The organism is Actinomadura hibisca NBRC 15177 (assembly GCF_001552635.1).
Classification (GTDB): Bacteria; Actinomycetota; Actinomycetes; order Streptosporangiales; family Streptosporangiaceae; genus Spirillospora; species Spirillospora hibisca.
Genome location: NZ_BCRO01000007.1, coordinates 95,353 through 101,463, shown reverse-complemented (window position 1 = coordinate 101,463; position 6,111 = coordinate 95,353). Strand labels below are relative to the sequence as shown.

Annotated in this window: 7 protein-coding genes; 4 read left to right on the top strand and 3 right to left on the bottom strand. The window is 75.4% G+C overall.

Features of this window, described 5'->3' with window-relative positions:
- On the bottom strand, window positions 1-648 hold a 648-nt coding region (locus tag AH6_RS03035; RefSeq protein ID WP_281180180.1), incomplete at its 3' end, for a helix-hairpin-helix domain-containing protein.
- A 135-nt stretch (window positions 649-783) separates the two neighbouring features.
- Window positions 784-1,737 (bottom strand): aldo/keto reductase, encoded by a 954-nt coding sequence (locus AH6_RS03030; RefSeq protein WP_067473060.1) that lies wholly within the window; start codon window positions 1,735-1,737, stop codon window positions 784-786.
- Window positions 1,738-1,898: 161 nt separating this feature from the next.
- Here AH6_RS03030 and AH6_RS03025 point away from each other — a divergent pair, with 161 nt between their 5' ends.
- On the top strand, window positions 1,899-2,528 hold the full coding sequence (locus AH6_RS03025; RefSeq protein ID WP_067473057.1) for a hypothetical protein: 630 nt from the start codon (window positions 1,899-1,901) through the stop codon (window positions 2,526-2,528).
- 192 nt (window positions 2,529-2,720) lie between these two features.
- Here the strand turns inward: AH6_RS03025 and corA are convergent, their stop codons facing one another.
- Entirely contained in the window at window positions 2,721-3,707 is a 987-nt protein-coding gene (gene corA / locus AH6_RS03020) for a magnesium/cobalt transporter CorA (RefSeq protein WP_067473054.1), read from the bottom strand.
- Between the two features lie 149 nt (window positions 3,708-3,856).
- On the opposite strand from corA, the gene AH6_RS03015 reads away from it, so the two are divergent.
- From AH6_RS03015 to AH6_RS03005, 3 genes are all read left to right on the top strand, one after another.
- Entirely contained in the window at window positions 3,857-4,555 is a 699-nt protein-coding gene (locus AH6_RS03015) for an MSMEG_4193 family putative phosphomutase (RefSeq protein ID WP_067473051.1), read from the top strand.
- A 10-nt stretch (window positions 4,556-4,565) separates the two neighbouring features.
- Window positions 4,566-5,114 (top strand): DUF3090 domain-containing protein, encoded by a 549-nt coding sequence (locus AH6_RS03010; RefSeq protein ID WP_067473047.1) that lies wholly within the window; start codon window positions 4,566-4,568, stop codon window positions 5,112-5,114.
- 186 nt (window positions 5,115-5,300) lie between these two features.
- Window positions 5,301-6,077, top strand: a complete 777-nt coding sequence (locus AH6_RS03005; RefSeq protein WP_083982168.1) for an SCO1664 family protein — start codon at window positions 5,301-5,303, stop codon at window positions 6,075-6,077.
- The last annotated feature ends 34 nt before the right edge of the window (window positions 6,078-6,111 follow it).

Below are 6,111 nucleotides of genomic sequence, written 5' to 3'. Positions count from 1 at the left end.
GGGCGCGCCCCGCCACACCGTCACGCCGGTGCGCAGCGCGGCGGTGACCGCCAGCGAGCGGTCCTCGGCGAGCCCGGCGCGCAACGTCTTGATCGCGGCGTCGTCCAGCAGCGGCGCGGCCGTCACCGTCAGCCGCTGGAAGCCCTCGCCCGCCGCCTCCTCGGCGACCGCCCAGCGCGCCAGGCCGAGCGTCTCCTCGGGCTCGGGCGACTCGGCGTCCTCGTCGTCGAAGGCGGCCTCGTCGAACCCCGGCTCCTCGGTGAGCGCGAGCACCTCGCCCTCGTTCAGGGCGTCCTCCACCGCGCGCCGGGGGTCGGCGGCGCCCGCCTTCTCCAGCGCCTTCAGCACCTCCGCCAGCGGCGTGACGGTGTGGCCGCCGCGGGCCGCGCCGGTCAGCAGGTGCACCGCCAGCGCCAGGCCGCGGCGCGGGTCGTCGGGGCGCGCGGCCTCGCCCAGCAGCCGCCGGGCGAAGTGGTCGGCCTGCTCGGGCCGCAGGCCCGGCACCCGCAGCAGCAACCACGGGTCGGCGCGCAGCCGCGCGGCGGCGTCGGGGCCGAGCCGGGCGGCGGCGCGGGCGGTGAGGGACGCGGGCACGCCGGTCTCGGCGAACAGCGCGGTCAGGTCCGTAGCGTCAGCGGTGTCGGTCACGGGCTTCCCGTACGAGGTCGGTGGGCGGGTCGGTGGGCTGGTCGGTGGGCTGGTCGATGGGCGGGGTCAGGGGCCTTCGGGGCGGCCGGGCGCGAGGCGGGGCGTTCCCGAGGGTGCCACGGCCGGGGCGGCCGGTCACGGATGAGCGGCCGCCATGTCGGAGACGTCGTCCAGCGCCGAGCGGATCTCCTGCGGCAGCGTCAGCGCGTCGCTGGCCAGCGCCTGGCCGAGCTGCGCGGCGGTGCGCGCGCCCACGATCGGGGCCGCCACGCCGGGCCGGTCGCGCACCCAGCTCAGCGCGACGCTGAGCGGGGACACCCCGAGGCCCTCGGCGGCGGTCACCACCGACTCCACGATGCGGCCGCACTCGTCGTCCAGGTAGGGCTGCACGAAGTCGGCGAAGTGCGGCGCGGCCGCCCGCGACCCGGCCGGGATGCCGGTGCGGTACTTGCCGGTCAGCACCCCGCGCCCCAGCGGCGACCACGGCAGCAGGCCCGCGCCCGCGTCCAGCGCGGCCGGCACCACCTCGCGCTCGATGTCGCGGCTCAGCAGCGAGTACTCCTGCTGCACCGCCACCACCGGCGCGCGGCCCGGCCAGGCCCGCTGCCAGGCGGCGGCCTTGGCCACCTGCCACCCGGCGTAGTTGGACACCCCGACGTAGCGGGTGCGGCCCGAGGCGATCGCCTCGTCCAGCGCGGCGAGGGTCTCCTCCAGCGGCGTCGCCGGGTCGTAGACGTGCAGCTGCCACAGGTCCACGTACTCCAGGCCCAGCCGGTCCAGGGAGGCGTCCAGCGCGGCCAGCAGGTGCCGCCGGGAGGCGTCGTAGCGGCCGTCGGGGCGGATCGCGGACTTGGTGGTGACGACCAGGTCGTCGCGGTCCACCAGCTCGCGCGCCAGGTGCCCCAGGATGCGCTCGCTGTCGCCGTCGTTGTAGACGTCGGCGGTGTCCACCAGGGTGCCGCCCGCCTCGACGAACGCGGTGAGCTGCGCGGCCGCCTCGTCGGGCTCGGTGTCCTGGCCCCAGGTCATGGTGCCCAGCCCCAGCCGCGACACCAGCAGGCCGCTCCGCCCGACGTGACGCTCTTCCATGCCGGTCAATCTAGCGGCCCTCCGGACCGCTCCACCCCCGGCCGCCCGCCTCGCGGTCCCGCGGGACGGGGCCACCCGTGCACCGTTCCCGTTGCCCCGCTTCACGCCCACATGGCCGGAATATGTCGCGATGAGCGGTGCGGGGGCTAGAGTGCGCGGTCATGGCGCCACCGCAGTTCCCGATGTACTCGCCCCGGTCCCCCGAGGACGACGGCGAGCCGGACTTCGCGCCGGTCCTGGGGGCCGGCCGGGGCGACGACCCCGGCTACCTGGCCTCGCTGCGCACCGCGACCGTGCTGGGCCGGATGCGGGCGACGCTGCTGGTGCTGCTGGTCGCGCCGATCCTGATCGCGGCGATCGCGCCGCTGATCGTGCAGGACGGGCGCGGGCGGCTCGGCGACGCGCCCTGGTGGATCTACCTGCCGCTGGTCGCCGCCGCGCTGCTGGCGGCGCTCGCCGCCCCGCGCGGCCCGCGCCCGCTGCCGCCCGGCCTGGAGCCCCGCCAGGCCGCCTGGACGGCGCTGCTGGCCTTCCGGCAGGCGCTGCTGCTGCGCTTCGCGCTCACCGAGGGCGTCATCCTGCTCGGCCTGCCGCTGGCGATGGTCGGGCGCAGCGAGCTGGTGTTCGCGGCCGGGTTCGTGCTCGGCTACCCGCTGCTGGTGTGGCTGGCGGTGCCGACCGCCCGCACGGTGGAGGCGATGCGCGCCCGGCTGGAGGCGGGCGGCGCGACCTCGCACCTGTGGGCGGCGCTGCTGGCGCCCGCGCCGGGGCCGGACCGCACCGACGGCTGACGACCGGCGGCCCAGCCCGCACCGATGCCCGGCGGCTGACGGCCGGCGGCTCAGCCCGCATCGGCGGCTGACGGCGGGCGGCGGCTCAGCGCGCGCCGTTGTGGATCAGCACGGTGATCACCGCGATCCACACCAGCACCAGCGTGATGACGGTGACCGGCCAGATCTTGTGCCGCTTGGAACCGCCCGCCATCACAACCATCCGCTCTTGCGCAGCCGCACGTACACCAGCACGCACACCACGACCATCACCGACATCATCGCCGGATACCCGTACAACCACTTGAGCTCGGGCATGTGGTCGAAGTTCATGCCGTAGAAGCCCGCCACCATGGTCGGCACCGCGATCACCGCCGCCCAGGACGAGATCTTGCGCATGTCCTCGTTCTGCTGCTTGCCCATCAGTGCGAGGTGCGCGGTCAGCACGCTGTTGAGCAGCTCGTTGTGCGCGTCCACCTGCCCGTCGACCCGCAGCAGGTGGTCCAGCACGTCGCGGAAGTACTCGCGGACCGGCTCGCACTCGGGCACCCGGCCCCGCACGATCTCCTGGAGCACCGGCACCAGCGGGTCCTGCGCGGTGCGGAACTCCAGCACCTCGCGCTTGAGGGAGTAGATGTCCTCGGTCACGTCGGACCCGCCGGGCCGGAACACCGCGCGCTCCAGCTCGATGATGTCCACCTCGACCTCGTGCACGATCTCGCTGTAGGTGTCCACGACCTGGTCGCACACCGCGTACAGCACCGCCGCCGGGCCGTGTTGCAACAGCTCGCCGTCGGCCTCCAGCCGCTTGCGGACCGGCCCCAGCGGGTTGCCGGTCCCGTGCCGCACCGTCACCACGAAGTCCGGGCCGACGAACAGCATGATCTCGCCGACCTCGATGTCGGAGGTGGCGTCGGCGTAGGTCAGCGTCTTCAGCACCGTGAACAGGGAGTCGTCGTAGCGCTCCAGCTTGGGCCGCTGGTGCGCCTTCACCGCGTCCTCGGCCGCCAGCGGGTGCAGCCCCAGCTCCTCGCGCACCAGCTCGAACTCCGCCTGGCTCGGCTCGTGCAGGCCGATCCACACGAAGCAGCGCCCGCCCTCCCGCTCCGCCTGGGCGCGGGCGGCGTCGAAGGCGTCGCTGATGTCGCCGTCGATGGTGCGCCGCACCCCTCGGGAGTAGATGGCCTGGTCAACGATCACGGTGGCCCGTCCTCACGCATGCCGGGGGAGCTTAGGGGAGAATGATGGACGATCGCGCCCCGTCCCCGCGACCCGGGCACCGCCTGGCGAACCGCGCGCACCCGGCCGGGGTGGGACGTCCCGGGCCCCGGCGTCGTAGAGTGCGTGCCGTGACGACGCTTCTGCTGGTGCGGCACGGCCTCACCGAGCTGACCGGGCCCGTGCTGGCCGGGTGGACGCCGGCGCTGCCGCTGGACGAGCGGGGACGCGCGCAGGCCGCCGCCGTCGCCGCGCGGCTGGCCGGGCTGCCGCTGGCCGCGGTGGTGTCCAGCCCGCTGGACCGCTGCCTCCAGACCGCCGAGGCCATCGCCGCCGCGCGCGGGCCCGCCGCCAAGGTCGAGGTGGACGAGCGGTTCGGCGAGGTCCGCTACGGCGACTGGACCGGCCGCCCCCTCAAGGAGCTGGCCGAGGAGCCGCTGTGGCGGGTCGTGCAGGCCCACCCGAGCGCGGCGCGCTTCCCCGGGCCCGAGGGGGAGTCGCTGGCGGCCGCCCAGCACCGCGCCGTCGCCGCCGTCCGCGACTGGAACGCCCGCGTCGCCGCCGACCACGGGCCGGACGCGGCCTACCTGGTGTGCAGCCACGGCGACATCATCAAGGCGGTCGTCGCCGACGCGCTCGGCCTGCACCTGGACCAGTTCCAGCGGATCGAGGCCGGGCCCGCGTCGCTGACGGTGATCCGCTACACCGAGCTGCGGCCGTTCCTGGTGCGCCTCAACGACACCGGCGGCGACGTCGCCGGACTGCTGCCCGCGCCCGACACGCGCCCCGCCGGGGGACAGGGTGACGCGCCCGTGGGCGGCGGCGCGTAGGGTCGTTGTCATGCCGGTCATCTCCTATGAACTGCCCGACAGGTTCGTCGCGGGCACCGTCGGTCGGCCCGGGGAGCGCGCCTTCTACCTCCAGGCCCGCTCGGGCGCGCGCGTGACCAGCGTGGCGCTGGAGAAGTTCCAGGTGACGCTGCTGGCCGAGCGGCTGGAGGAGCTGCTGGACGAGGTGCTGCGCCGGACCGGCGGCGACGCGGCGGTCCCGGCGGTCGCCCCGGCCGAGCTGCACGACGACGCGCCGCTCGACCAGCCGGTGGAGGAGGAGTTCCGGGTCGGCACGATGGCGCTGGCCTGGGACCCCGACGAGGAGCGGGTGGTCATCGAGGCGCAGGAGGTCACCGAGGGCGAGCCGGACGCCGAGGTCGGCGCCGACGACCCGGCGATCGCGGTGTTGCGGGTGCGCATCACCGCGGGCCAGGCGCGGGCGTTCGCCGAGCGCGCGCTGAAGGTGGTGTCGGCCGGGCGGCCGCCGTGCCCGCTGTGCGGGCTGCCGCTGGACGAGGCGGGCCACGTGTGCCCCCGCCAGAACGGGTACCTGGGCTGAGATGACGGCGACGGGGCGCGCGGGGGAGCGCGGAGCGGGCTGCGCGACGGGGTACACGGCGGGACGCGGCGCGGCGAGCACGGTGGCAAGCACGCCGGGAAGCACTGCGGCGAACACGGTGGCGAGCACGGCGGGGGGCGCGGCGGAGTGCTGGATCATGGGCGCGGGCACCGGGAGAATGGCGCCATGACGCAGCCCTCCCGGGATCGCACTCCCGCCGGCGACGGCCCGCTCGGGCCGCCGGTCTCCCCGCGTGACGTGGTGGCCGCCGAGCGGCTGCTGCTGCGGGGCCGCCTGGAGGTGGAGGGCCGCCTGGTGCAGGCGTCCAACGCCACCCTGTACTGCTCGATCGAGGGCGAGGGGCTGCGCGCGGCCTGCGTCTACAAGCCGGTGGCGGGCGAGCGCCCGCTGTGGGACTTCCCCGACGGCACCCTGGCCGAGCGGGAGGTCGCCGCCTACGCGGTCTCGCAGGCGATGGGCTGGAACGTGGTACCGCCGACCGTGCACCGCGACGGCCCCTACGGTCCGGGCATGGTGCAGCTGTGGGTGGAGCCCGACCCCGACGTCGACCTGGTGGCGCTGTCGCGTTCCGACGACGAGGCGATCCGCCGGATGGCGGTGTTCGACGCGGTCGTCAACAACGCCGACCGCAAGATCGGGCACCTGCTGCCGCCCGGCGGCGACCACGTCTACGGCTGCGACCACGGGGTGTGCTTCTCCACCGAGTACAAGCTGCGCACGGTGTTGTGGCAGTGGCGCGGCAAGAAGCTGACGGCCGAGGCCGTGCAGGCGCTGGAGCGGGTGGAGGCGGCGCTGCGCGACGGGCTGGGCCGCACCCTGGCGGGGCTGCTGACCGAGGAGGAGGTCGAGGCCACCCGCCGCCGCGTGGAGCTGATGCTGAAGCACCGCATCCACCCCTACCCGCCCGAGGACTGGCCTGCGGTTCCCTGGCCCCCGCTGTAGACCGCTCCACCCCGCCGTGAGGCGATTTGCCCGC

Excerpts from the sequence above, each read along its gene's own strand:
- AH6_RS03030 (WP_067473060.1), bottom strand. The coding sequence starts at position 1,737 with ATGGAAGAGCGTCACGTCGGGCGGAGCGGCCTGCTGGTGTCGCGGCTG.
- AH6_RS03025 (WP_067473057.1), top strand. The coding sequence starts at position 1,899 with ATGGCGCCACCGCAGTTCCCGATGTACTCGCCCCGGTCCCCCGAGGAC.
- AH6_RS03010 (WP_067473047.1), top strand. The coding sequence starts at position 4,566 with ATGCCGGTCATCTCCTATGAACTGCCCGACAGGTTCGTCGCGGGCACC.
- AH6_RS03005 (WP_083982168.1), top strand. The coding sequence starts at position 5,301 with ATGACGCAGCCCTCCCGGGATCGCACTCCCGCCGGCGACGGCCCGCTC.